General features: G+C 55.5%; 23 protein-coding genes and 1 tRNA gene. 6 read left to right on the plus strand and 18 right to left on the minus strand.

All coding sequences use genetic code 11. The features are described 5' to 3' along the window. Window positions 1–29: 29 nt before the first annotated feature. From carB to PG062_RS01845, 7 genes are all read right to left on the minus strand, one after another. Complete coding sequence (carB, locus tag PG062_RS01815; protein ID WP_270750817.1) at window positions 30–3,269, minus strand: carbamoyl-phosphate synthase large subunit; 3,240 nt, start codon at window positions 3,267–3,269, stop codon at window positions 30–32. Between the two features lies 1 nt (window position 3,270). Next, a complete protein-coding gene (carA, locus tag PG062_RS01820; RefSeq protein WP_270750818.1) occupies window positions 3,271–4,401 on the minus strand; it encodes a glutamine-hydrolyzing carbamoyl-phosphate synthase small subunit in 1,131 nt (376 codons plus the stop codon). A 352-nt stretch (window positions 4,402–4,753) separates the two neighbouring features. Further along, window positions 4,754–5,350, minus strand: coding sequence for an orotate phosphoribosyltransferase (pyrE, locus tag PG062_RS01825; protein ID WP_114000446.1), 597 nt, complete (start codon window positions 5,348–5,350; stop codon window positions 4,754–4,756). 191 nt (window positions 5,351–5,541) lie between these two features. Continuing rightward, window positions 5,542–6,450: a dihydroorotate dehydrogenase gene (locus PG062_RS01830; protein WP_270750820.1), complete on the minus strand. Its 909-nt coding sequence runs from the start codon at window positions 6,448–6,450 to the stop codon at window positions 5,542–5,544. Then, a complete protein-coding gene (locus tag PG062_RS01835) occupies window positions 6,450–7,232 on the minus strand; it encodes a dihydroorotate dehydrogenase electron transfer subunit (protein WP_114000444.1) in 783 nt (260 codons plus the stop codon). The genes PG062_RS01830 and PG062_RS01835 overlap by 1 nt, the downstream gene beginning before the upstream one ends. Beyond that, the gene (gene pyrF, locus PG062_RS01840) at window positions 7,213–8,079 is read right to left on the minus strand and encodes an orotidine-5'-phosphate decarboxylase (protein ID WP_114000443.1); all 867 of its coding nucleotides are present in this window, start codon (window positions 8,077–8,079) and stop codon (window positions 7,213–7,215) included. Before pyrF ends, PG062_RS01835 begins: the two co-directional genes overlap by 20 nt. Window positions 8,080–8,132: 53 nt before the next feature. Further along, entirely contained in the window at window positions 8,133–9,320 is a 1,188-nt protein-coding gene (locus PG062_RS01845; RefSeq protein ID WP_114000442.1) for a dihydroorotase, read from the minus strand. Between the two features lie 211 nt (window positions 9,321–9,531). Between PG062_RS01845 and PG062_RS01850 the strand changes: the two genes are divergently transcribed. Beyond that, complete coding sequence (locus PG062_RS01850; protein WP_270750823.1) at window positions 9,532–10,005, plus strand: hypothetical protein; 474 nt, start codon at window positions 9,532–9,534, stop codon at window positions 10,003–10,005. Here the strand turns inward: PG062_RS01850 and PG062_RS01855 are convergent. The 8 genes from PG062_RS01855 to PG062_RS01890 all read right to left on the minus strand — a co-directional run bounded on the left by PG062_RS01855 (window position 9,967) and on the right by PG062_RS01890 (window position 14,518). Next, on the minus strand, window positions 9,967–10,239 hold the full coding sequence (locus tag PG062_RS01855) for a hypothetical protein (RefSeq protein WP_270750825.1): 273 nt from the start codon (window positions 10,237–10,239) through the stop codon (window positions 9,967–9,969). The two genes, PG062_RS01850 and PG062_RS01855, sit on opposite strands and share 39 nt — an antisense overlap. 33 nt (window positions 10,240–10,272) lie before the next feature. Beyond that, window positions 10,273–10,701, minus strand: coding sequence for a hypothetical protein (locus tag PG062_RS01860; protein ID WP_270750827.1), 429 nt, complete (start codon window positions 10,699–10,701; stop codon window positions 10,273–10,275). Between the two features lie 20 nt (window positions 10,702–10,721). After that, window positions 10,722–11,042, minus strand: coding sequence for a hypothetical protein (locus PG062_RS01865; protein ID WP_270750828.1), 321 nt, complete (start codon window positions 11,040–11,042; stop codon window positions 10,722–10,724). 191 nt (window positions 11,043–11,233) lie between these two features. Then, a complete protein-coding gene (locus tag PG062_RS01870; RefSeq protein ID WP_114000440.1) occupies window positions 11,234–11,509 on the minus strand; it encodes a zinc-ribbon domain containing protein in 276 nt (91 codons plus the stop codon). Window positions 11,510–11,639: 130 nt separating this feature from the next. Further along, entirely contained in the window at window positions 11,640–12,194 is a 555-nt protein-coding gene (locus PG062_RS01875) for a sigma-70 family RNA polymerase sigma factor (protein ID WP_114000439.1), read from the minus strand. Window positions 12,195–12,704: 510 nt separating this feature from the next. Beyond that, window positions 12,705–12,833, minus strand: coding sequence for a hypothetical protein (locus tag PG062_RS01880; RefSeq protein ID WP_270750829.1), 129 nt, complete (start codon window positions 12,831–12,833; stop codon window positions 12,705–12,707). Window positions 12,834–12,909: 76 nt separating this feature from the next. Next, window positions 12,910–14,031 (minus strand): sodium ion-translocating decarboxylase subunit beta, encoded by a 1,122-nt coding sequence (locus PG062_RS01885; protein ID WP_114000438.1) that lies wholly within the window; start codon window positions 14,029–14,031, stop codon window positions 12,910–12,912. Window positions 14,032–14,290: 259 nt separating this feature from the next. Beyond that, the gene (locus PG062_RS01890; RefSeq protein WP_270750831.1) at window positions 14,291–14,518 is read right to left on the minus strand and encodes a hypothetical protein; all 228 of its coding nucleotides are present in this window, start codon (window positions 14,516–14,518) and stop codon (window positions 14,291–14,293) included. Window positions 14,519–14,943: 425 nt separating this feature from the next. Between PG062_RS01890 and PG062_RS01895 the strand changes: the two genes are divergently transcribed. Then, window positions 14,944–15,027, plus strand: a tRNA-Leu gene (locus PG062_RS01895). A 249-nt stretch (window positions 15,028–15,276) separates the two neighbouring features. Here PG062_RS01895 and PG062_RS01900 read toward each other — a convergent pair. The 3 genes from PG062_RS01900 to PG062_RS01910 all read right to left on the minus strand — a co-directional run bounded on the left by PG062_RS01900 (window position 15,277) and on the right by PG062_RS01910 (window position 17,835). Beyond that, complete coding sequence (locus tag PG062_RS01900) at window positions 15,277–16,002, minus strand: YggS family pyridoxal phosphate-dependent enzyme (RefSeq protein WP_270750833.1); 726 nt, start codon at window positions 16,000–16,002, stop codon at window positions 15,277–15,279. 3 nt (window positions 16,003–16,005) lie between these two features. Next, on the minus strand, window positions 16,006–16,578 hold the full coding sequence (locus PG062_RS01905) for a TIGR01440 family protein (protein WP_113998721.1): 573 nt from the start codon (window positions 16,576–16,578) through the stop codon (window positions 16,006–16,008). 168 nt (window positions 16,579–16,746) lie between these two features. Then, window positions 16,747–17,835, minus strand: a complete 1,089-nt coding sequence (locus tag PG062_RS01910) for a sugar kinase (protein ID WP_270750836.1) — start codon at window positions 17,833–17,835, stop codon at window positions 16,747–16,749. Between the two features lie 361 nt (window positions 17,836–18,196). Between PG062_RS01910 and PG062_RS01915 the strand changes: the two genes are divergently transcribed. The 4 genes from PG062_RS01915 to PG062_RS01930 all read left to right on the plus strand — a co-directional run bounded on the left by PG062_RS01915 (window position 18,197) and on the right by PG062_RS01930 (window position 22,648). Then, window positions 18,197–18,997 (plus strand): ABC transporter permease, encoded by an 801-nt coding sequence (locus tag PG062_RS01915; RefSeq protein WP_113998719.1) that lies wholly within the window; start codon window positions 18,197–18,199, stop codon window positions 18,995–18,997. Between the two features lie 13 nt (window positions 18,998–19,010). Beyond that, window positions 19,011–19,757 (plus strand): ABC transporter ATP-binding protein, encoded by a 747-nt coding sequence (locus tag PG062_RS01920; RefSeq protein WP_270750837.1) that lies wholly within the window; start codon window positions 19,011–19,013, stop codon window positions 19,755–19,757. Next, entirely contained in the window at window positions 19,757–20,776 is a 1,020-nt protein-coding gene (locus PG062_RS01925) for a glycosyltransferase family 2 protein (RefSeq protein WP_270750838.1), read from the plus strand. The genes PG062_RS01920 and PG062_RS01925 overlap by 1 nt, the downstream gene beginning before the upstream one ends. A 66-nt stretch (window positions 20,777–20,842) precedes the next feature. Next, on the plus strand, window positions 20,843–22,648 hold the full coding sequence (locus PG062_RS01930) for a glycosyltransferase (protein WP_270750839.1): 1,806 nt from the start codon (window positions 20,843–20,845) through the stop codon (window positions 22,646–22,648). Window positions 22,649–22,695: the final 47 nt, after the last annotated feature.

A 22,695-nucleotide genomic window follows, 5' to 3' on the forward strand; every position in this document is an offset into this window, starting at 1 on the left:
CCCAGGTTGTTTTTCTGTTTTACCCTTGGTTATTTGCCGTTGGCGGCATCGCGGTGCAGGGTGGCGATATCCACCAGCTCCATGCCGCTGATGTCATGGTCGCTGCGCAGGGCATTCACCAGAATGCGGGCGGTATCCAGCGCCGTGATGCACGGGATGGACAGTTCGGTTGCCTTGCGGCGGAACTTGACGGAATCGCGGTGCGGGTCACGGCCATGGGGGCTGGTGGAGATGATGTAATCCACCAGACCGCTTTCCAGCAGATCCAGCACATTCGGGCGTTCTTCGCTCATCTGGCGCACGGTGCTGCAGGGCACCATCTGGCTGTTCAGGTAGCGTGCCGTGCCGGGGGTGCCATAGATCTTATAGCCGTAGTCATGCAGCTTCCAGGCCAGCTCGGCAGCTTCTTTCTTGTCGGAATCCTTGACCGAGATAATTACGCAGGAACCGGGGCCGGGGGTCTTGAACTGGTAACCGGCGGCAACCAAGCCCTTGATCAACGCTTCGTGCATGTTGGGAGCAATGCCCAAAACTTCGCCGGTGGACTTCATTTCGGGTCCCAGCATGGTATCCACACCGTGCAGCTTCAGGAAGCTGTAGACGGGTACTTTAACAGCCACATAGGGGCTCTTGCCGTTGCGCCACAGGCCGGTGCCGTACCCCATATCTTTCAGCTTTTCGCCCAGGGTGCAGCGCACGGCCAGATCGACCATGGGCACACCGGTGACCTTGGAGATATACGGCACAGTACGGGAAGAACGCGGGTTGACCTCGATGACGTAAACCTTGCCGTCCTGCACAGCGTACTGCACATTGACCAGGCCCACAACCTTCAGCTCGCGGGCAAAGCGGCCGGTGTAATCCACCAGGGTATCAATCACATCCTGCGGGAAATTATACGGCGGGTAGACACAGATGGAGTCGCCGGAATGCACGCCGGTGCGCTCGATCTGCTCCATGATGCCGGGCACCAGGTAATCGGTGCCGTCGCAGATGGCGTCAACTTCACATTCGGTGCCGTAGATGTACTTATCCATCAGCACCGGGTGGCTCATGTCCACATGCTTGGTGATAACGCCCATATACTCGATGACATCGCTGGAGTTATAGGCCACAATCATATTCTGGCCGCCCAGAACGTAAGACGGACGCATCAGAACGGGGTAGCCGACCTCCTGGGCAGCCTGCAGGGCTTCGTCCAGGGTAAAGACGGTGCGGCCCGCCGGGCGGGGAATGCCGCAGCGTTCCAACAGCTCATCAAAGCGTTCGCGGTCCTCGGCTTCATCAATGGCATCGGCCGGGGTGCCGTAAATGGGCAGGCCGATCTCATCCATATGCTTTGCCAGCTTGATGGCCGTCTGGCCGCCGAACTGCACCAGGCAGCCGTCCGGCTTTTCGGCAGCGATAATATGGTCAACGCTTTCGGGGTTCAGCGGGTCAAAGTACAGGCGGTCACCGGTATCAAAATCGGTGGAAACCGTTTCGGGGTTGTTGTTGACCAGAATGGCCTCGCAGCCGTGCTTTTTCAGCGTCCAGACTGCGTGGACAGAGCAGTAGTCGAACTCGATGCCCTGGCCGATGCGGATGGGGCCGGAGCCAAAGACGAGGATCTTCTTTTTGTCGGTCTTATGGGCATTGATGAACTGCTCGGCCTCGTTCTCCTTATCGCAGGTGGAGTAGAAGTACGGGGTCTTGGCGGCAAACTCGGCAGCGCAGGTATCGACCATCTTGAAGCCGCAGACATAGTTGTCCATCGGCAGCTTTTCGGCACCGGACAGGCGCAGGATGGTTTTATCCAGGAAGCCGTAATGCTTGGCCTCCAGATACTTTTCGCGGGTCAGGGGGCCGTTTTTCAGGCCCAGCTCCAGGTTCGCCAGGTGCTGCATCTTATCCAGGAACCACCAGTCGATCTTGGTGATGTCATAGATGGTCTGGTGCGGCACACCGCGCTTGAGGGCTTCGTATACGCAGAAAGCGCGCTCGGAGTCCTGTACATGCAGGTGCTCAATGACTTCCTCGGTAGTCAGCTTTTCAAAGTCGGACAGGGTCAGGGTGTCCATGCCCAGCTCAATGGAGCTGACTGCCTTCATCATGGCGTGTTCAAAGTTGTTGCCAATGGCCATCACTTCGCCGGTGGCCATCATCTGGGTTCCCAGACTCTTATCGGCGTAAACGAACTTATCAAACGGCCATTTGGGGTATTTGACGACCACATAGTCCAGCGCAGGCTCAAAGCAGGCGCAGGTTTCGCCGGTCACATCGTTGGTGATCTCGTCCAGCGTGTAGCCCAGGGCAATCTTGGTTGCCACCTTGGCGATGGGATAGCCGGTTGCCTTGGAGGCCAGCGCCGAGGAGCGGGACACACGGGGGTTGACCTCGATGACCGCATACTCAAAGCTGTCCGGCTTGAGGGCAAACTGGCAGTTGCAGCCGCCCTCAATGCCCAGCTCGGTGATGATATCCAGCGCGGCGGTACGCAGCATCTGGTATTCCTTATCGGACAGAGTCTGGCTGGGTGCCACAACGATGGAGTCACCGGTATGCACGCCGACAGGGTCCAGGTTTTCCATGTTACATACGGTGATCACATTGCCCTTGTGGTCACGCATCACTTCGTATTCGATCTCTTTCCAACCGGCGATACACTTTTCCACAAGGATCTGATGGATGGGGGAAAGACGCAGGCCATTGGTTGCGATCTCGTGCAGCTTTTCAGGGTTTTCGCAGATACCGCCGCCGGTACCGCCCATGGTGAAAGCCGGGCGCACGATAACGGGATAGCCGATAACATCGGCAAACGCCATGGCGGAATCCAGGTCCTCCACCACCTTGGAGGGAATGCAGGGCTGGTTCAGCTTTTCCATGGTATCCTTAAACAGCTGGCGGTCCTCGGCACGGTCAATGGTGTCCGGCTTGCAGGCCAGCAGGCGCACGCCGCTGCGGTCCAAAAAGCCGCTGCGGGCCAGTTCCATGGAAAGGTTCAGGCCCATCTGGCCGCCCAGATTGGGCAGAATGGCGTCCGGCTTTTCCTTTTCAATAATGCGTTCCACAACTTCGGCGGTCAGCGGCTCAATATAAACATGATCCGCAATATCCGGGTCCGTCATGATGGTGGCCGGGTTGGAGTTGACCAGCACGGTCTCAATGCCCTCGGATTTCAGAGCACGGCAGGCCTGCGTGCCGGAGTAGTCAAACTCGGCAGCCTGACCGATGATGATAGGGCCGGAACCGATAACCAGCACCTTTTTGATTCTAGGATCTTTCGGCATCTCAACGGCCCCCTTTCACGCGGTTGATGCGGCGGACATTTTGCAAAAAGCGGTCAAACAGGAACTCGGTATCCTTGGGGCCGCCGTTTGCTTCGGGGTGGAACTGCACCGTAAAGCAGTTCCACTGCAGGTATTCAATTCCCTCACAGGTTTTATCGTTGGCGTTCACATGGCTGACGCGGCCGGTACCTGCGGGCAAAGTATCGCCCAGAACCGCATAACCGTGGTTCTGGCTTGTAATAAAGGTACGTTCCAGCGCAAAGTCGGTCACAGGCTGGTTGGCGCCGCGGTGGCCATACTTCATTTTGCAGGTTTTGGCGCCTGCAGCCAGGGCGGTCAGCTGGTGGCCCAGGCAGATGCCGAAAGCTGGGATGCCGGTATCCAGCATATCGCGGATATTGGCGATGACCTGCACGTTTTCTGCCGGGTCACCGGGGCCGTTGGAAAGCATCAGGCCATCCGGCGCAAGGGCTTTGAGCTCTGCCGGGGTGGTAGAAGCAGGCAGCACCGTTACACGGCAGCCGCGCTTACACAGGCAGCGCACAATGTTCTTTTTGCAGCCAAGGTCCAGCAGGGCAATGTGCAGCGGTTCTTCGCCCTCCGCCACACCGGCAGTGGGGGCAAAGCACTGCGGCTCGGTGCAGGTCACGGCATCCACCGCGCCGGTCACGGCATAAGCCTTAATGATGGGCATCAGGGCAGCCAGCTTTTCCGGCTCGGTTTCGGGGTCAAACTCGGTGGTAATGGCACCGTTCATAACGCCGCTTTCGCGCAGGATGCGGGTCAAGCTGCGGGTATCAATGCCCTCAATGCCGATAATGCCGTTTTCTTTCAGGAAAGTATCCAGCGTTTCCTCGCTGCGGAAGTTGGAAGGGGTCGTGCATGCTTCGCGCACGATGTAACCCTTTGCCCAGATCTTGCCGCTCTCTTTGTCTTCGCTGTTCATGCCGTAGTTGCCGATCAGCGGGTAGGTCTGGGTAATGATCTGGCCATAGTAGCTGGGGTCGGTCAGCGTTTCTTCAAACCCGACCATACCGGTGGCAAACACAACTTCGCCCACGGTAGTGCCCTGGCAGCCCAGGCTTTTGCCCTTTAAGATCCGGCCATTTGCCAAAATCAGATATGCCTGCATGTTTTGCCTCGCAATCCTTTGTTGTATCGAAATCCGGTTCCGGTTAGAGTTAGGGCAATACCGCATAATTCTAAGTGCCGATACGGCGAGCGAGGTGCGGCAGATGCTAAGCCAAAAGCGCAGATAATACTGGATGTCTTATCGAGCATTTTGGCAACGCAGATGCCGTGCCGCAGCCGCCGGAGCGGTGCTTGAGCCGTTAGGCGGGAATTGTGCGGTATTGCCTTAGGAAGTAGGAGTGAGGAGTTAGGAGTTTATGGTCGGGCGCACACCGTGCGCCCGCCTTTTGAAACAGCCAAGGCCGTTTCCGTCCGCGCAGAGCCTATCTCCCACGCAATAACTCCTAACTCTTTTACAGCGTCTGCTTTGCTGCTTCCTTCATTTTGCGGCTGCCCAGGTGGACCAGGGGCAACTTGCCCTCCTTGCAGATGGGGCATTCTTCGGGAGCATAGTTGGGCAGATCCAGCTTCAGGGCACTGGCCAGGATGGGGATCGGGGACGGAGCTTCGGGGCGGGTACGGTCCACCACGCAGGTGATGCCCAGGCAGATACCGCCGGCTTCTTCGATGACGCGCTTGGTTTCCAGGCTGGAAACACCGGTGGTCACAACATCCTCGGCGATGATGCAGCGCTCGCCCGGATGGATGGCAAAGCGCTTGAGAGTCATCACGTTATCCACGCGCTCGGTAAAGATGGCGCGCTTGCCCAGCTGGCGGCCCAGCTCGTAAGCATACACAATGCCGCCCATGGCAGGGCCAACGATAACGTCAACATCAGTATCCTTTAGCTTTTCTGCCACATGAGCCATAACCTCGGCACACTTATCCGGGTACTGCTGCAGATAGGCCATCTGGCAGTATGCGCCGGAATGACGGCCGGACGAAAGGAGGAAGTGCCCCTCCAAAAATGCTTCACATTCCTTCAAAACTTCGATCGATTCTCTTGCCATGATACTTTCCTCCGTTTATAAAAGCTGTTTTACTATACCACAAGTTGCATAAAATTGCAACATCTTGAATGTTTATACAGGCAAATTCAGAAAATAATGAATAAATAATAAAGAATCCTTGCGGTGGACCGCCGCGCGGTGCGCACTCCACCATTTTTTCATTATTCTTTATTCTCTGTTCTTTAACCCGCTTATCCTCTCGCGCACCCGCGGATCTCATCCAGCGTTTTCACGCCGTGGGCGTCCATCCATTCCCCAATCTCGGCAGTAATGCGAGTGCAGGCTTTCGGGTCCAGGAAGTTTGCGGTACCCACCTGAACGGCGGCTGCACCGGCCATGATGAACTCCAGCGCATCGCGGCCGGTCAGAATGCCGCCCAGCCCGATGACCGGGATATTGACGGCCCCCACAGCCTGCCACACCATGCGCAGTGCAATGGGGCGGATGGCCGGGCCGGAAAGCCCGGCAAAGGTGTTGTTGAACACCGGGCGGCGCTTTTCCAGATCAATGGCGCAGGCCTGGAAGGTATTGCACAGGCTGATGCCATCGGCACCGGCAGCTTCCACGGCCTTGCACATATCGGGGATGCTCTCTGCCTGTGGGCTGAGCTTGACCACCAGCGGCACAGTGCACACTTTGCGCACAGCGGAAACCACCTCTTCGGCGTCCTTGGCACGGATGCCGAACGCCAGGCCGCCCTGCTTGACGTTAGGGCAGCTGATGTTCAGTTCCAGCACATCAATGCCTGCGGCGCACAGCTTCTGCACGCCCTCCACGTTTTCCTCAATGGTATGGCCGCCCAGGTTGACCCAGACGGAGGTGCCGCAGGTTTTCATGGCGGGCAGCTCGTTTTCAATAAAGTGCTGCACGCCGGGGTTCTGCAGGCCGATGGAGTTCATCAGGCCGGAGGGAGTTTCCAGCAGGCGCTCGCCGTCGTTGCCGGGCTGACCGTTCAACGTCAGGCCTTTGCCGGAAATGCCGCCCAGCACGCGCAGGTCCTCAATGCCTGCATATTCCGGGCCGAAACCAAAGGTGCCGGAAGCGGCAATGACCGGGCCGGCCAGCTGCTTGCCAAACAGATTTACGCGAAGGTCTGCCATCAGTCAAACACCTCCTCAGCTTTGAACACGGGGCCGTCTTTACATACGGTCTTGGCCCCCACCTTGGTGCGGCAGGTGCAGCCCAGGCAGGCACCAAGGCCGCAGGCCATCTTGCGTTCCAGGCTGGCCACGCAGGGCGTGCCGCTCTGGGCGCACAGCTGGTATACGCCGCGCATCATCACCATGGGGCCGCAGGTCAGCACCATGGCGAACTGTTCCGGGTGCAGGATGCCGGTTACCAGGCCGTGGTAACCCACCGCGCCGGAATCCGTTGCAATGCTGATGGCGGCGCAGTAAGGCAGGAAAGCTTCCAACCCATAGGGCTCATCACGGAAGCCGCAGTACAGTTCCGGCTTGCAGCCCGCCGCAGCCAGCTCCTTGCAGAGCTGCAGCAGCGGCGCGGTGCCAATACCGCCGCCCACAACAGCGATCTTGCCGTTTTTGCCGCCTGCCGCCCGGGCGATCGCGGCCACATCAAATCCGTTGCCGCATGGGCCGGTCACCGTCAGGGTGTCGCCCTCTTTCAGGGCGGCCAGCTTCTGGGTTCCCTCACCCTTGACCTGATACAGGAAAGTCAGTGCGCCGGTCGCGGCGTCAAAATCATGCACGCTGATGGGGCGGGACAGGATGGGCGTTTCGTTGGCAGCCCAGGCGCGCAGCATAAAGAACTGCCCCGCCTTGGCCGGGCGGCTGGCATCCGGCCACTGCACCGTCAGGCAGCGGATATCCGCTGCAACGGTACTCTGGCGCAGGACCGTTACCTTACAGCTTGTTGCATTCACCCTGGATATCCTCCTTCATTCGCACGCATTCATTATAAGCAGCTTCATCAAAGGCAACGCCGGGCTGCTTTTTGTAAGCCAGCAGGATGCCGCGGCTGGAGTTGACCACACCGCCGTTGCTGTTGTTCATATACTGGGCAATATCGGCAGCTTTGCCGCCCTGTGCGCCGTAGCCGGGGATCAGGAAGAAGGTCTGGGGGTAAGCAGCGCGGATGGCGGTTGCTTCCTCGGTATGGGTGCCGCCGATGACCAGACCGATGCTGGAATAACCAGATTCGCCGATGTAATCCCTGCCCAGCTCGCTCAGGCTGTCGCCCACCAGGTCGTACACATGGCGGCCGTCCTCCAGCTTTTTATACTCAAAATCTTTTGCGCCGGGGTTGGAGGTGCGGCACAGTACAAACAGGCCCTTGCCCTGTTCCTTGCAGTACGGCAGGTAGGGGCTGATGGAATCCAGGCCCATATAGGGGGCCAGCGTGATAATATCAGCCTCAAAGTCGCCGGTAAAGTGTGCCTTGGCGTACATCTCGGCGGTTTTGGCAATATCGCCGCGCTTGATATCGGCAATGACCGGCAGGCCGGTGGCGCGCACCATCTTCAGGGTTTCGGCGTAAGCGCGCATGCCATCCAGACCAAGGGATTCATAATAAGCGATCTGAACCTTGTAGCAGCCTGCGGAAGCCTTGGTGGCTTCAATAATGCGGCGGTTGAATTCCACCACATTTTCACCGGCAGTCTTGGTGTAGTCCACCACATCGGCGGGCAGGTAGCTGAACTCGGTATCCAGACCCACGCACACCGGGCCGTTGGCTGCCACGCTGGCATACAGTTTATCCATGTTGGTCATTGCTGTTCCTCCGTTTTCTGTATCAAAAAAGCTCGTTCTAACTTTTCTGCGGGTTACTGTTTATCTTTCTGGTAGGTCACTTTGCCGCCCTTGATGGTCATCATGACCTGGCCATAGAAGCTTTCGCCGTCATAGGGGCAGTTTTTGCTCTTACTGTGCAGCTCGTCCGCATGTACGGTAAACATGTGGTCGGTATCCACCAGAACAATATCGGCATCAAAGCCGGGCACCAGGCGGCCCTTATGCTCATCCAGGCCAAGCACCTGAGCGGGGCCGGAGCTCATCAAAAAGCTCAGCATTTCCAGCGGCAAGCCCTCCATGCGGCACAATTTGGTGTAGCACACGGCAAAGGCGGTTTCCAGCCCAACCATACCGGCAGCGCCCTTGGCCTTATCCTCGGCGCTGTGGGGGGCATGGTCGGTGCCGATGCAGCTGACTGTGCCATCCTTAATTGCCGTCACCAGTGCGGCCACATCGTCCGCCTTGCGGATGGGTGGGTTGACCTTATACTGCAGGCGGGAATCATCGAACCACAGGTGGTGCGGGGTCACTTCGCAGCTGACCATTGCACCGCGGCGGCGGCTCTGGCGCACCATATCCACAGATTCTTTGGTGGAAACATGGCACATATGCAGGCGGGTGCCGTAATATTCGGCCAGGTGGCAGTTGCGCACCGTCTCAATGTTTTCGGCCAGGCGGTAATCCCACGGGCTGATCTCGCGGTCCTCTGCGTGGGACATCACGGTCAGACCGCGCTCGGCTGCCACAGCAAACACGCGAGCCATCGTGGCGTTATTCATCACGCCGTTGCCGTCCTCGGTGATAAACTTGATATCATCCGGCAGATCCAGCAGATGGTCAATGGTGTGGCCGTCAAAGTTTTTGGTAATGGAAACGGTCTGGTTGGCATCACACAGGCCAATCTCGCGCGCTTTCTCCTCCACCTCATGCACGATCTCTGCCGAAGAGCAGACCGGCTTGGTGTTGGGCATCAGGTTGACGAAAGTATATCCGCCTGCCGCTGCAGCCGCAGAGCCGGTGGCAATATCCTCTTTATATTCAAAGCCGGGGGTACGCCAATGGCAGTGGGTATCAATAAACGCGGGCAGAATGGTCAGCCCTTTTGCATTGATCACCTCGCCCGCTTCCGGCAGGTCGGTTCCGATTGCTCTAATTTTGCCGTCCGCGATCAGATAATCGCAGATGCGGCCCTCGTAGTCCCGTGCATTTTTAATCAGCATGGCTGGCCCTCCTTTTGGTGTGGGGTTGCAAGATTCTGTGTGAGAATTTGTGGTGGTTGTGGGCGCGGCAGGAACAGCCTATCCTCACGTTAAGTGCCAACTTTGCACGGCGTAGCGATAGCTTGTTGGTGGTGGGCAGGGTTGCTACCTCCACCCATTCGCCGCCTGTTCGGCGGCGGGTGAACAGAGGAACATCCTATCTCCGCGCCAAGTGCCGCCTGCGGCGGTTGCGCTCCGAAACGCGCCTGCGGGCGCAGCGCTCTGCGCTCCGGCTGTTTTTGCACCGCGCTTCGCGCGATTGCGCGGCGATAGCCGCGCAGGCAAAAAAATAACTTTTCCCCAAAAGAGGAAAAGTCAAAAAGAAGCACCTGATACAGCGTGGGGAAGAAACACTGCACCGTGGGTTTTATCGCAGCAGGACAAGCCTTCGCGGATGGATACCATGGCACAGTTCACCCTTTCACATATGATTTTAATTATTGTACCATGCCGGGACAATGGTGTCAACACAACACGAAATGTTGCACCAAGAAGGATTTTTTGTATTTTTGTGTCAACTTTTGGGCAATATGTCAAAAGGCCGGGTTCTGGTTCGCGCCGCACACAAAACAGCGCCGCGCCAGACCCGGCACACGATCCTATTCTTTTAATTTCCTCCAATCTGTTGGTCGATGTATTCATCTAATTCGTTGATTGCATCTTCCCACATTGCATCATCCATATTGACCTTTCTCCCCTGCAGCACTGGTTCCGGCAACGCCGATTCCGCCGTGCTTTGTGCTGGTTCTGCCATTTTATTAGGTTTACTTATGACCTCTTCTGTATTTGTGGAACCTTTGTTCATTGCATTTGTTGCTTCCAAAGCAATCACTGCTACAAGTATAAGAATCCCACAAATCAACAACAGTCTTTTCTTCATTGATTTTATGCTCTTTCTTTATTCCCTCATATACTAATTAAATCCATAGCATTCAATATATGGTTCTCCAATCTTTGTGTTGCTTATATGTTCCTGATACCTACACACCTGACATTCTACGTATCTTACCAAAATATCTTGCTTCACTACGTCATGTCCAGCATGATATCCATGCATACATGCTGCTGTACGTGCATAATAGGAGTTTTGAGTTTTGTACCTAATGTCAAAACTTCCGCACTGTATACATTGTCCCGCAACTTGTTCTGCTACGTCATTCGAATGTCCACTCTGATATTCTTTTACATCATCATCAAAATCTTTATAAAGTGCTTCTTCTATTTTTTCAATTTTGCTATTTGTCCCGGCCCAAATTTTGTCTTTTTCTTGTGCATGAACAGGCAAAAGCATTCCCATTCCAAAGCAAATAGTAAAAATAATTACTATCCATCTTCGTTTCATTATTGTCATCTCCCCTCTGCTTATTTCAGGCATGTCCAACCCAAATCTCTTATCTGGTTACGATTCATCATCGAACGCGTTCCGCATTCCGGGCAATCTGCATAGGTATAACTAACCTCAAAGCATTTTTGATCTCGCGCATTTACATTTCCATGGATACATGGCGTTGTAAAAAATTCATACCCAGTTTCAACCGAAGTCGTCATTGTCGTTCCACATTTTGGACATGGATAAGTTGGTAATGCTCTGTCTTCTAGAGCAGCCGCCGGCAACGCCATACTAATTGCAAAAGCCAACATGCCGATTGTTGTTAAACACCTACTTAATGTCTTTTTAGTCATGTCTTGCTCCTTTCTAAGTCAGTTTGTTGCATTTTAACTATTTTGTTTCAACCATAGCGTTTATTATATGTATATAATAGCATTAAGGATAATAATTGTCAATAGTGTTATTTACTTTAAGCTCTATAAACACAAAAAAAGCAGCCCCTCCCTTGCGGGAAAGGCTGCTTTTTAGAACAAATCAGTTACAATCAGTTCTGCTTCATCTTAGCGAAGCACTCGCTGCAGTAGACCGGACGGTCTTCGCGCGGCTGGAAGGGCACCTTGCAAGTCTTGCCGCAGCTTGCGCAAACGGCGTCGAACATCTGGCGCTCACCACGGGTAGCGTTCTTGCGGGCATCGCGGCATGCCTTGCAGCGCTGGGGCTGGTTCTCGAAACCACGGCTTGCGTAGAACTCCTGCTCACCGGCGGTCCAAACGAACTCTTTGCCGCAATCTTTGCATACCAAAGTCTTGTCTTCGTACATAGTGGGTATCTCCTCTTTGTTTACTTGCCCGCGGAAGAATTTCAACCAACGCTTGGGGTCACCAATGAACTGATTGCTAAGCTACTGGGGGCATTGTTTATATGTCCAGGCCAAACGCCTGAATCCAAATTCATTCTCGCACTTCATCACTGCGCAGCTTTTTGCGGGCGCGCATCAGGGCGTTTTCCACCGCTTTGGGGGTGCAGTGCAGCAGTTGGGCTGTCTGGGCGGCGGTGTGCCCCTCCAAACTGGCAAGCAGACTGCCGCGTTCCAGGGGCGAAAGCTGCGTGTTGATGCGTTCCAGCACGGCGGCGCAGCGCTCGTTGGCAATGGCAAGCTCTTCCGGCCCCGGCGCGGCAGAATTTTCCGGCAGGGGCACACTGTTGTTCAGCGGAGCATGCTTTTTGCGGGTGGCACTGCGGCGGGCATCCTGCTGTGCGTTGGCAATACAGGCTGCGGCATACGCGGTAAAGGGGACTTTTTTATCCGCCCGGTAGCTGCGCACGGCATGGAACAGGCCAATCAGCCCTTCCTGCACCGCATCGTCAAAGTCAAGGCCGGGTGCTGCAACGGCAGCGGCGCCTTTGCGTATGGCAGGCATCATGGCGGTGATCAGCGCGGCAATAGCGCTTTCCTCCCCAGCCTGTGCCTGCTGCAGCAGCTCGTCATCCATCTGCTGCGGCATGGCTACTTTCCTCCCTGGATAAATGCGATTGTTCTTATTTTACCGTTTAACGCCGCGTTTGTCAATAAAATTTTGCCCTGTACGTTAAATAATCCCTTCCTCAAGAGAGGGATTTGCCGCACTGTGGCTGCGCCATGCTTCTACCTTCCTTTAAGAACCCCCATCGTCGGCAGATCTCCGCCAATGGAAACGGTTTCAGAGTTGTTCGGCAAATCGGACACTTTAGGCAACACCGCACAATTCCCGCCTTGCGGCTTAAGCACCGCTCCGGCAGCTGCGGCACGGCATCTGCGTTGCCAAAATGCTCGATAATGTCGGGTTGCGGTACCTGCATCGTGCTTCGGGGGCAAAAGCCCCTCGCACTCTGCGACCGCTGCCCCTGCTTCGGTTCGCTGTTTCCGCCACTGGCGGCGCTCACCTTTGCAGCATCCAGTATTATCTGCGCTTTTGGCTTGGCATCTGCCGCACCTCGCTCGCCGTATCGGCACTTAGAATTATGCGGTATTGCCTTTACTTTTTTCGGTTTGTAAAATGCTCCAGCAGCTCCACCGCCGCCACAATGATAATTGTTACCGCAAAAACACCCAGCCAGCCAAGGCCCGCTTTGGGCAGCACCTGCATAAACAGTGTTAAATTCATCTTGTTCTCCCCTTTTGTTTAGAGTGTATCTGAAAAGTCGAAAATATCCGTCATTTTCTTTGTTTTCAGATACACCTTAGGCAAACAATGTCAGAATCATACCGCCCGCAATCACGGACGCGATCTGACCGGATACATTCACCCCAACGGCGTGCATCAGCAAAAAGTTCTGATTGTCTTCCTGCAGGCCCATCTTGTTCACCACACGGGCCGACATCGGGAATGCCGAAATGCCCGCTGCACCGATCATGGGGTTGATTTTTTGTTTGGCAAACAGGTTATATACCTTGGCCACCAGCACGCCGCCGATGGTATCGAACACAAAGGCCACCAGCCCCAGCGCCAAAATCATCAGGGTCTGCCGATTCAAAAAATACTCTGCCTGCATTTTGGATGCCACCGTCAGCCCCAGCAGCAGGGTAATGAGGTTTGCCAGTACCTTTTGTGCGGTTTCGGACAGGCTGTCCAGCACACCACATTCCCGGATGAGGTTGCCGAACATCAAAAAGCCAACCAGCGCCACACTGCGCGGCACAAACAGCCCAGCCACCATGGTAATAATGATGGGGAACAGGATTTTTGCCGTTTTGCTGACTTGCTTTTCGGCATATGGCATGCGGATCAGGCGCTCTTTTTTGGTCGTCACAAGCCGGATGACCGGCGGCTGGATGATGGGCACCAGCGCCATGTAAGAATACGCCGCCACAATGATGGCCCCCAGATAGTTGGATTCCAGAAAGTTCGCCACAAAGATGGAGGTCGGCCCGTCCGCCGCACCGATCACGGCAATGGAGGCGGCATCTTTGAGTTCAAAGCCCATCAAAGTCGCAGCCCCCAGCGTGAAAAAGATGCCAAACTGCGCCGCCGCCCCAAAAATCATCAGCTTGGGGTTAGAAAGCAGCGGTGTAAAATCAATCATTGCACCAATGCCCACAAACAGCAGCAACGGGAACAGTTCGTTGGCAATGCCAGCATCAAACAGCACATCCAGCGGGCCGACCTCGGTGCCGGTGGACAGCACCTGGGTAACAGCACCGGACAGCGGCAGGTTGACGAGAATGGCCCCAAAGCCCATTGGCAGCAGCAGGGATGGCTCCATCTCCTTTTTGATCGCCAGCCAGATCAACAGGCCGCCGATCCCCCACATAACCACCTGCTGCCATTGCAGGTTCCATAGATTTCCAAACAGTTCTTGCATCCATAGCCCTCCTTATTTTAATGCAATCTTAATACAAACAGCAAAAAGAAAAAGACTTCCGCCGCGCAGGGGTACTACACCCATGCTCGGCAAAAGTCTTGCGTTATTTCATACAAATTACGGGCTGTCAGCCGTCTTGACGTAACTTGCAGGCGCTGCGCGTCCGCTACTCCCTTTTGCTGGTTTCATTATGCAATATTAATACCGGGATGTCAAGGGGGTTTTGCCGCCGCGCAATTTTTTTCAGCAGCCTGACTTTTTACACATCCGGCCAACGGTGGATCTGGCGCAGATACAAAACCAGACCAAACTCACCGGAGATGGTTTCGGAAAGCGGGAACGCCCACCAGGTCCACCCCAGTCCCAGACGGGACAACAGCCAGAAAATGGGGATCAGGCAGATGATTTCCCGCATAACAGAGATTGCCACGCTGACCTTTGCCGCACCGATTGCCTGGAAAAATACCGGCGTGATAAGGGAAAACACCGCTGAGAAAAAGCTGAGCCCAATAATGCGGGGAATGTCAAGGGTGGATTTTGAGCGTATTTGAGGCGTAAGGCAACACCGCACAATTCCCGCCTAGCGGCTTAAGCACCGCTTCGGCGGCTGCGGCACGGCATCTGCGTTGCCAAAATGCTCGACAATGTCGGGTTGCGGTACCCGCATCGTGCTTCGGGGGCAAAAGCCCCTCGCACTCTGCGACCGCTGCCCCTGCTTCGGTTCGCTGTTTCCGCCACTGGCGGCGCTCACCTTAGCAGCATCCAGTATTATCTGCGCTTTTGGCTTAGCATCTGCCGCACCTCGCTCGCCGTATCGGCACTTAGAATTATGTGGTATTGCCGTAAAAATCAACGCAAAATAAATCTTGATTTTTTGACAGGCCTGTAGTATACTATACAAGCAACATATGAGCCGGTGTGTTGGAATTGGCAGACGAGACGGACTCAAAATCCGTTGGTGGTGACACCGTGTGGGTTCGACCCCCACCACCGGCACTGATATAAGACCCCAAAAGGCGCAGAGCTTTTTGGGGTCTTTTTTTGGTATGGTCACGGGGGTCGAACAGGGCGGCACGGCTAAGCCGCGCACAAAAGTCTCCGGTGGAGACTTTTGAGGCCCACGCCCCCACCACCGCTTAACAAAACAGCCCGGAACTGCCGCCTGCATTTGCGGTAGTTCCGGGCTGTTGCTTTACCTATTCACCTTGCAGCTGTCAACGTGCAGGTATGGGTTCCTGGAATGCCTTATGCCTTTTTGCTGTAATCGCGTGCGCCGTAAATGGCGGTGCCGATGCGCACAATGGTGGCACCCTCGCGGATGGCATCGGGGTAATCCCCGCTCATGCCCATGGAAAGGATATCCATTTTGGCGTTCTCATAATGGCGGTCAGCAGCTTTTGCCAGCAGTTCCCGCATTTGGGCAAAGAACGCGCGGGTCTCATCCGGGGTTGCAGCTGCCGGCGGGATGGCCATCAGGCCGCGCAGGCGGATATGCGGCTGTGCGGCTGCCATATCCAGCAGGGGCCACAGGCTTTCGGCAGAAACGCCAGACTTGCTCTCTTCCCCGCCGATGTTGATCTCGATCAAAATTTCCTGGGTCAGGTTTGCGGCGGCAGCGGCGCGCTCCACCTTTTGCAGCAGGTGCTCGCTGTCCACGCTTTCAATCAAAGCAGCACGGCCCACCACTTTGTTGACCTTGTTGGTCTGCAAATGGCCGATAAAATGCCCCGGCTTACCGCAATAAGCGTTGGCGTCGGTCTTTTCCACCAGTTCCTGCACATGGTTTTCGCCAAACAGGTCAATGGGCAGAGCGGCACTGGCAATCACCTCTTCCACGGTGCGGGTCTTGCAGGCGGCGCACAGCAAAATATCTGCCGGGTCGCGGCCGGCTTCACGGGCGGCGATGGCCATATTTTCACGGATGCGGGCCACATTTTCGGCCATCATTGTCAGTTGTTCCTGTGTCAGCATGGTTCACATCTCCTGGTAAACGGCGCGGCTGCCGCCGATGTATTTGGGGCGGGTGCGGGCGCAGATGATGGGCGCAGCGCCGATCTGCTTGATGGTCAGGCGCACCGGCACGGCCACGCGCTTTAAGTGCATGCCAATCAGCGTACCGCCAATATCAATTCCGGCAGCGGCACGCACTTCCTCCACCAGAACCGGATGTTCAAACGCCTGCCAGCAGTTGGTTGCCCAGCTGCCGCCCGCATGGGGCTGCGGCACGGCGTTCACCTGTTCATAACCATACTTTTCGGCAGCTTCCTGCTCGATGACAATGGCGCGATTCAGGTGTTCGCAGCACTGGGCCGCCAGATAGACGCCCTGCGCTTTGAGCACCGGCAGAATACCCGCCAGCACAGCCGCGGCGGCTTCCATGCTGCTGTCCTTGCCAATATGCCCGCCAACGATCTCGCTGGAAGAGCAGCCGACCACAAAAATATCCCCGGCGCGCAGGTGTGCAGCCGCCAGCAGTTCTTCCGCTGCCTGGCGTGCCTGCGCCGTAATGGCGGCGCAATCCGGTTTTTGAACGGTGTTTTGTTCCATAATCTACCCACCTTTTTCATTTACTGATCCGGCATTATTATAACACGGGATGCAAGGTTTGTACATTCTTAAACGGTTCTAAACCAATCTTACCCCCATACAAAAACGGTGCAGCAAAGCCGCAGCCTGCTGCACCGTTTTGGGGCACTGCTGAAAACAAACTTATTCTCAGCGCTTGATATCGTAATTCATGTCCATCAGGTTGCGGATGGTGGAAACATCATCGGTGATGTTGGCATCGCCATGGATGGTGTGCTTGATGGCGGAGCTTGCCACCGCAAAGTTGACCATATCCATTGGCTTGTAGTTGTGCAGCATGGCGTAAATCAGGCCGCTGGCAAATGCATCGCCGCCGCCTACACGGTCCAGAATATTAAAGGTAAACAGCTTGCTTTCAAAGGTATGGTCCTCATACCACATAAAGGCTTTCAGGCTGTTCTCGGAGCCGGAATGGGCATAACGCACATGGCGGGCAATGCACTTGATGTTGGGGTAACGCTCCACAAAGCGCTGGAAGATCTCATCCTGCTGTTCATAGCTGGGCTGTAGGGGCACGCCGTCTTTCCAGTCGCCCTGGGCGTGGTCGGCATCGTCTTTCCACAGGTGGTAAGGCTCAATGCCAAACAGAACATCCACATAGGGCAGGCACTTGGTGCAGTAGTCACGGGCTTCTTCCCAAGTCCACAGGGTGGAGCGGAAGTTGCCGTCAAAGCTGACGGTCAGGCCCTTTTCCTTGGCTTTTTTCAGGCAGGCCATCACAAAATCGGCGCAGTTCTGGCCCAAAGCCGGGGTAATGCCGGAAAGATGCAGCCAGTCAAAGCCGTCCAGCAGGGCGTCCAGATCCACTTTGGAAAGGTCATACTCAGTAAAAGCGGAGTGCTTGCGGTCGTAAGTAACCTTGCTGGGGCGGATGCCGTAACCGGTTTCCAGGTAATAGGTGCCCAGACGGTGGGTCGGGGTTTCCTCCGGGGTGGAAAGGATCATCGGGGTGCAGTGCACATCATTGGAGCGCAGCCAGCGCACCGCACTTTTGCCCAAAGAGTTGTTGGGCACCACGCTGAAAAACGTGCTGTCCACACCCAGGTTGGCAAGAGCCAGGGCAATGTTGGCCTCGCTGCCTCCATAGCTGGCTTCAAAGTTGGAAGCCATACGGATCTTTTCATAGTTCGGCGGGGTCAGGCGCAGCATGACCTCACCAATCGTAATAAATTTAGCCGGGCTGTCGTTATGCAGGAGCAGGGGGTTAAAATGTTCCATAACATCTACCTCTCATTTCTGGCCCCACGGGCAAAACCAGGTCATGGCCCGCCGCAGGGTTTGTTATGTCATATTTATTGTACCGTATTTTCGTCCCGGTTTCAACGATTTTTACACAAACTGCGCTCATATTTTGCGTTCCTTTTCACTGTTGCACAAAAAGGGCGGTACCGGGCGGCAAAAAACATCGCACACCCATGATTTTTTGCCGCCCGGTTCGAATTGCATTTTAATGTCTTTTATTGTATAATAGTAGAAACTGTGCCCTGGCGGCGGCTGCCGCGCGGGGTGTTGATACAAGTGCCGCACAAAACAACGTTCTGACGTTTTATGCGGGCCATAAATCTGGAGGGAGCCAAACATGGCCGAAACAATGCAGGTCTCCGCGCAGCGCGCCTGGACCCACCTGAAAAAATACCAACCGCTGATCCATGAACTTGTCAGCCGCGATCTGAAAGTCAAATACCGCCGCAGCTTTCTGGGTTACATCTGGAGCATTTTGAACCCGCTGCTGATGATGCTGCTGCAAAGCATCATCTTTTCGTACATGTTCCGCAACGATATCCCAAACTTCCCGCTTTACCTGATCTGCGGCAACACCCTGTTTACCTTTTTCAATGAGACCACCAGCATGGGCCTGACTTCTGTTATCCAGAACGCCCCGCTGATCAAAAAGGTGTACATTCCCAAGTTCATCTTCCCCATCAGCCAGGCGGTTTCCCGCTTTGTCACCATGCTGTTCAGCTTTGGTGCGGTTCTGCTGGTCATGATCTTTACCCGTGCCACCTTCTATTGGACCATCTTTTTGAGCTGGCTGCCGCTGGTGCTGCTCTTCTTTTTCAGCTGCGGGCTGGGGCTGCTGCTTTCCGCGCTGGCGGTGTATTTCCGTGATATGATGCACCTGTACAGTATCCTTACCATGGGTTGGATGTACGCCACCCCGCTGTTCTACCCCATCACCGCCCTGCCGGAAACCCTGCAGAAACTGATGAAGCTGAACCCGCTGTACCACTACATCAACCTGTTCCGCAACCTGATGATGTACGGCAACATTCCCGGCCCCAACACCTGGATTGCCTGCATTTTTTGCGCCGTTGCCTCTATGGCTATTGGCCTGTTGGTGTTCCGCAAGCTGCAAAAGAACTTTATCCTGTATATCTGACGTGAGGTAACGTATGGACGAGATTATTAAAGTCAATGACGTTTCCATGCGCTTTAACCTTGCGCAGGAAAAAACTGAGACCCTGAAAGAATACACCGTAAAACTGCTGACCCACAAGCTGTTTTTTAACGAATTTTACGCACTGAAACATGTTTCTTTCAGCATGAAGCGCGGCGAATCCCTGGCGCTGATCGGGCGCAACGGCAGCGGCAAAAGCACCATGCTGAAAGTGATTTCCGGCGTGATGTACCCCTCCGGCGGCAGCGTTGCCGTCAACGGCGAAATTGCCCCCATGATCGAGCTGGGCGCCGGTTTTGACATGGATCTGACCGCGCGGGAAAACATTTTCCTGAACGGCGCGGTGCTTGGCCACGACCGGGACTATATGATGGAGCATTTTGACCGCATCATTGAATTTTCGGAGCTGAAAGATTTTGTGGATGTTCCGGTCAAAAACTTTTCCAGCGGCATGATCGCTCGTTTGGGCTTTTCCATTGCCACTGAAGTACAGGCCGACATTCTGGTTTGTGACGAAGTGCTGGCCGTTGGCGACTTTATGTTCCAGCAGAAATGCCACCGCCGCATGGAAGAGATGCTTTCCAACGGCACCACGCTGCTGTTCGTCAGCCATGATATCAACCAGGTGCAGCAGCTGTGCCAGCGCTCCATCTGGCTGGATCACGGTGTTCTGCGCGGGGATGGGCCATCGTGTGAAGTCTGCGCGGACTATGTGCGCGCTATGGAGGCCGGTGAAACCTGATGGAAAAGCTGCTGACGGTTTCGGTTGCCGCCTATAACGGCGCTGCCACGCTGCAAAAAGCGCTTTCATCCTGCCTGGTGGCGGATGAAAGCCTGCAGGCGCTGCTGGATGTGATCATTATTGATGATGGCTCCACCGATGGCACCGCCGCGCTGGCGCAGGCCTTTGTGCAGGCACACCCCGGCAGTTTCCGGCTGGTGAGCAAGGTGAACGGCGGGTACGGCTCCACGCTGAATACCGCGGTAGAGCTGGCCTCTGGGCGGTACTTTCGCACGCTGGACTGCGATGACTGGTTTGACACCAATGCTTTGCAGACCCTTTTGCGCCGCCTGCAAAACTGCACGGCGGATGCGGTATACACCAACTACCGCACCGTGCAGGAAAACGGCAGCGGAAAGGCCTTTGATGTCTGCTGCAAATTTGATACAAACCGTGTGTATGCTGTGGGTGAAGTGCAGCAGGCCACACCTGATTTGTGCATGGAGATGCACGCGCTGACCCTCTGCACTAACACTCTGCGCGCCGCATGGCGCCCCATGCCGGAGCATTGCAGCTACACGGATATGGGCTATACGTTTGTTGGCATGGCTGCGGCGCAGACCATCTGCTTTGTGCCGGTGGTTCTGTACCAGTACCGCCTGGGGCGGGATGGCCAGAGCGTGAGCATGGCCAGCTACCGCGCCCACACGCAGGATTACATCCGCGTAGCGCGCATTCTGTTGGATGCTGCCGAACCGCTGGCCGCACAGCCTGCCCCCGCCGGGCGGGACCTGCTGCTGGTGCAGCGGGCGCGGGATGTGGCGCAGTACCTGATTGAGCTGTACCTGCGCTTTCCCCCCGACCGTGAAACCGGCCTGGCCCTGCGCCGGTATGACGAGATGCTGTGCCAGACTTACCCACACATCGCTGCCATAATGACCAACAAAAACACCCGTCTGCTGCGTGCCGGGCGTTACCTGCCCTACCGCACATTGAGCGCATGGGCGCGCGGAAAACAATCCAACGGCGGCATTTTATAATGCTGTGCCGGATACTTGAATACTTTGCCGGATATGATAAGGCAAAACGTGAAAGGAGAATACCGTATGCTGCTGCAAAAGCTGCTTTGGCCCCGCGTGGGCATATGCACCGAGGACCGACTGTATTACCGTATGAAAGCCCCCAGCTTCCGCGATGAGGGGGATATCCTGCGCATTGAGCAGGGCGAACGAGTCTGCTTTGATACCTACTTTAACAGCGTCAGCGCAGACAAATGGCGCCGCTACACCGCCGCGCAGAATTTTTCGCTGCGGCTGAAACTGAGCGGAAAGCTGCGCGTTGTACTGTGCAGCCGCCATTTCATCAACAGCCAGAGCGTGCGCGCCGTGCTGGCCGAAAAAGTAGTGCAGGCGGATTCCGTGCAGGAATTCTGCTTCGATTTTCCCAAGGGCGCTGACGGCATGCTGTTTTTTGAGCTGCAGGCCCTGAGCGGCAATGCCGCCTATTGCGGCGGCGCTTATGAGTGCGATGCCGCTGAAAAGGATGTGCAGCCCGTCAAAATCGGCGTGGATATCTGCACCTTCCGCCGGGAGCCGTTCGTTATGGGCAACATTGCCCGCATGCGCAGCGATATTTTGGAAAACGCCGCCAGCCCGCTGCACAACCACCTGGAAGTGTTTGTTTCCGATAACGGCCAGACGCTGGATTACGATAAGCTGAATAGCGATACCGTGCATGTTGTGCCCAACGCCAATGTGGGCGGTGCCGGCGGCTTTACCCGCGGCATGATCGAGATCCTGAAAGCCAACGAAAATGGCGCAGGCGTTACCCATGTACTGGTCATGGATGATGACATTGTGCTGGATACCGATGTGCTGCTGCGCACCTACACCCTGCTGAGCCTGCGCAAGCCGGAATATGCGGATGTATTTGTCGGCGGTGCCATGCTGCGGCTGGACCGCCCTAACATTCAGGTAGAAAACGGCGCCGCCTGGAACCAGGGCCAGTTGATCAGCCACAAAGCCAACTTTGATCTGACCAAGGTTGACCTGTGCGTTGCCAATGAGCTGGAAGAACGCCATGAGTATAACGCCTGGTGGTACTGCTGCATCCCCATTGCCGTTGTGCGGCCGGACAACCTGCCCATGCCCATCTTTATCCGCGGCGATGACATTGAATACGGCCTACGCAACTGCAAACGCCTGGTCACCCTGAACGGCATCTGCGTATGGCATGAGCCGTTTGAGAGCAAGTATTCTTCCTCGATGTACTACTACATCCTGCGCAACCAGTGCATTGACAACAGCATGCACTGCCCCAGCTATGATGCCAACGCCCTGAAAGCCGACCTGCGCAGCCAGGTGATGGGCGAAGTGAACCGCTACCGCTATAAGAATGCTGACCTGCTGATCCGCGGCGTGCGCGACTTTTTGAAAGGCATTGACTGGCTGGAACAGACCGATGCCGAAGCCCTGCACAAAGAGATTATGGCATATGGCTACAAGGCCCAGCCGGTGGACCAGCTGGATGTTCCGTTTGATTATTCCCGCTACCTGTACGCCACCAAAGAGGAAGAAAAAAACAAGGGCAAGCTGAAGGAACTCAAGGTCAAGCTGACCCGCAACGGCTGGCTGGTGCCCCCCACCCGCGAAAACACCGTTGTGAGCATGATGCACATGACCGCCTACAATGCTTACCGCGTGCAGAAGGTGCTGAACTATGATTCCAACTCCCAGAAAGGCTTTGTGACCGAGCGCAGCAAGGAAGAATACAGCCGCTGCGTGCGCGAGATGAAAGCCTGCATGAAGGAGATCGACGCCCAGTTTGACGCTGCCGCCCAGAGCTACCGCGAGCGCTGCGGCGAAGTGCGCAGTCTGGACTTCTGGAAAAAGTATCTGAACCTGGACAAATAATTTTACCGGGCCTATCCCCGGTTTTCCCTGGAAAGGAATCTTACACT

The sequence above is a fragment of the Gemmiger qucibialis genome (genome assembly GCF_027689445.1).
GTDB classification, from domain to species: domain Bacteria; phylum Bacillota; class Clostridia; order Oscillospirales; family Ruminococcaceae; genus Gemmiger; species Gemmiger qucibialis.

What these genes read in the sequence shown, in the direction of transcription:
- carB (WP_270750817.1), bottom strand. Translation starts at nt 3,269, where the DNA reads ATGCCGAAAGATCCTAGAATCAAAAAGGTGCTGGTTATCGGTTCCGGC.
- carA (WP_270750818.1), bottom strand. Translation starts at nt 4,401, where the DNA reads ATGCAGGCATATCTGATTTTGGCAAATGGCCGGATCTTAAAGGGCAAA.
- pyrE (WP_114000446.1), bottom strand. Translation starts at nt 5,350, where the DNA reads ATGGCAAGAGAATCGATCGAAGTTTTGAAGGAATGTGAAGCATTTTTG.
- PG062_RS01830 (WP_270750820.1), bottom strand. Translation starts at nt 6,450, where the DNA reads ATGGCAGACCTTCGCGTAAATCTGTTTGGCAAGCAGCTGGCCGGCCCG.
- pyrF (WP_114000443.1), bottom strand. Translation starts at nt 8,079, where the DNA reads ATGACCAACATGGATAAACTGTATGCCAGCGTGGCAGCCAACGGCCCG.
- PG062_RS01845 (WP_114000442.1), bottom strand. Translation starts at nt 9,320, where the DNA reads ATGCTGATTAAAAATGCACGGGACTACGAGGGCCGCATCTGCGATTAT.
- PG062_RS01855 (WP_270750825.1), bottom strand. Translation starts at nt 10,239, where the DNA reads ATGAAGAAAAGACTGTTGTTGATTTGTGGGATTCTTATACTTGTAGCA.
- PG062_RS01860 (WP_270750827.1), bottom strand. Translation starts at nt 10,701, where the DNA reads ATGAAACGAAGATGGATAGTAATTATTTTTACTATTTGCTTTGGAATG.
- PG062_RS01865 (WP_270750828.1), bottom strand. Translation starts at nt 11,042, where the DNA reads ATGACTAAAAAGACATTAAGTAGGTGTTTAACAACAATCGGCATGTTG.
- PG062_RS01870 (WP_114000440.1), bottom strand. Translation starts at nt 11,509, where the DNA reads ATGTACGAAGACAAGACTTTGGTATGCAAAGATTGCGGCAAAGAGTTC.
- PG062_RS01875 (WP_114000439.1), bottom strand. Translation starts at nt 12,194, where the DNA reads ATGCCGCAGCAGATGGATGACGAGCTGCTGCAGCAGGCACAGGCTGGG.
- PG062_RS01880 (WP_270750829.1), bottom strand. Translation starts at nt 12,833, where the DNA reads ATGAATTTAACACTGTTTATGCAGGTGCTGCCCAAAGCGGGCCTTGGC.
- PG062_RS01885 (WP_114000438.1), bottom strand. Translation starts at nt 14,031, where the DNA reads ATGCAAGAACTGTTTGGAAATCTATGGAACCTGCAATGGCAGCAGGTG.
- PG062_RS01900 (WP_270750833.1), bottom strand. Translation starts at nt 16,002, where the DNA reads ATGCTGACACAGGAACAACTGACAATGATGGCCGAAAATGTGGCCCGC.
- PG062_RS01905 (WP_113998721.1), bottom strand. Translation starts at nt 16,578, where the DNA reads ATGGAACAAAACACCGTTCAAAAACCGGATTGCGCCGCCATTACGGCG.
- PG062_RS01910 (WP_270750836.1), bottom strand. Translation starts at nt 17,835, where the DNA reads ATGGAACATTTTAACCCCCTGCTCCTGCATAACGACAGCCCGGCTAAA.
- PG062_RS01915 (WP_113998719.1), top strand. Translation starts at nt 18,197, where the DNA reads ATGGCCGAAACAATGCAGGTCTCCGCGCAGCGCGCCTGGACCCACCTG.
- PG062_RS01920 (WP_270750837.1), top strand. Translation starts at nt 19,011, where the DNA reads ATGGACGAGATTATTAAAGTCAATGACGTTTCCATGCGCTTTAACCTT.
- PG062_RS01925 (WP_270750838.1), top strand. Translation starts at nt 19,757, where the DNA reads ATGGAAAAGCTGCTGACGGTTTCGGTTGCCGCCTATAACGGCGCTGCC.
- PG062_RS01930 (WP_270750839.1), top strand. Translation starts at nt 20,843, where the DNA reads ATGCTGCTGCAAAAGCTGCTTTGGCCCCGCGTGGGCATATGCACCGAG.